Consider the following 1,442-nt stretch of genomic DNA (forward strand, 5'->3'; position numbering starts at 1 on the left):
GCTCTTCCGATCTTTTTCGCCGAGTCTGTGGTCGAGACAGCGCCCAAGTCGTTACGCCATTCGTGCAGGTCGGAACTTACCCGACAAGGAATTTCGCTACCTTAGGATGGTTATAGTTACCACCGCCGTTTACTGGCGCTTAAATTCTCCGCTTCGCCCCGAAGAGCTAACAGGTCCTCTTAACGTTCCAGCACCGGGCAGGCGTCAGTCCGTATACATCGTCTTGCGACTTCGCACGGACCTGTGTTTTTAGTAAACAGTCGCTTGGGCCTGGTCTCTGCGACCGGCCGTCCCTAGCCCGCAAGGAGCCTCAAGACAACCGGCCCTCCTTCTCCCGAAGTTACGGAGGTATTTTGCCGAATACCTTAACCACAGTTCGCTCGATCGCCTCGGTATTCTCTACCTGACCACCTGTGTCGGTTTGGGGTACGGGCCGCAACAGCACTCGCTAGAGGCTTTTCTCGACAGCATGGGATCACCCTCTTCGCCTCAATCGGCTACGCATCACCTCTCACCCTTCACGAGCCCCGGATTTACCTAGGACTCGGGCTACAGGCTTACACCACGACAACCACCGCGTGGCGGAGCTACCCTCCTGCGTCACCCCATCACTTGCCTACTACCAGATCGGATCCCACGCTCCCCCACAAACAACACTCCCGAAGGAGCGAAGGTGGGTTCGGATGGTTAGCATCACCAGCCTCGGCATGGACGCACTATCACGAGCACGGGAATATCAACCCGTTGTCCATCGACTACGCCTGACGGCCTCGCCTTAGGTCCCGGCTCACCCTGGGCGGAACAACCTGGCCCAGGAACCCTTGGTCATCCGGCGGCAGAGATTCTCACTCTGCATTCGCTACTCATGCCTGCATTCTCACTCCCACACCCTCCACCCGTAAATCACTCCCGGGCTTCACCAGATGCAGGACGCTCCCCTACCCAACAACACCTAAGGTGTCATTGCCACGGCTTCGGCGGTGCGCTTGAGCCCCGCTACATTGTCGGCGCAGGACCACTTGACCAGTGAGCTATTACGCACTCTTTCAAGGGTGGCTGCTTCTAAGCCAACCTCCTGGTTGTCCGGGCGATCCCACATCCTTTCCCACTTAGCGCACGCTTAGGGGCCTTAGCCGGTGATCTGGGCTGTTTCCCTCTCGACCACGAAGCTTATCCCCCGCAGTCTCACTGCCGCGCTCTCACTCACCGGCATTCGGAGTTTGGCTGACTTCGGTAAGCTTGTCGGCCCCCTAGGCCATCCAGTGCTCTACCTCCGGTGAGAAACACACGACGCTGCACCTAAATGCATTTCGGGGAGAACCAGCTATCACGAAGTTTGATTGGCCTTTCACCCCTACCCACAGCTCATCCCCCAGGTTTTCAACCCTGGTGGGTTCGGGCCTCCACGACGTCTTACCGACGCTTCACCCTGGCCATGGGTA

1 rRNA gene is annotated in these 1,442 nt (G+C 58.1%); it reads right to left on the minus strand.

Annotated features, from left to right (window positions below):
* Positions 1 to 11 precede the first annotated feature (11 nt).
* A 23S ribosomal RNA gene (locus tag DBV35_RS29015) occupies positions 12 to 1,442 on the minus strand; the annotation flags it as partial.

This window comes from Acuticoccus kandeliae (assembly GCF_003073115.1).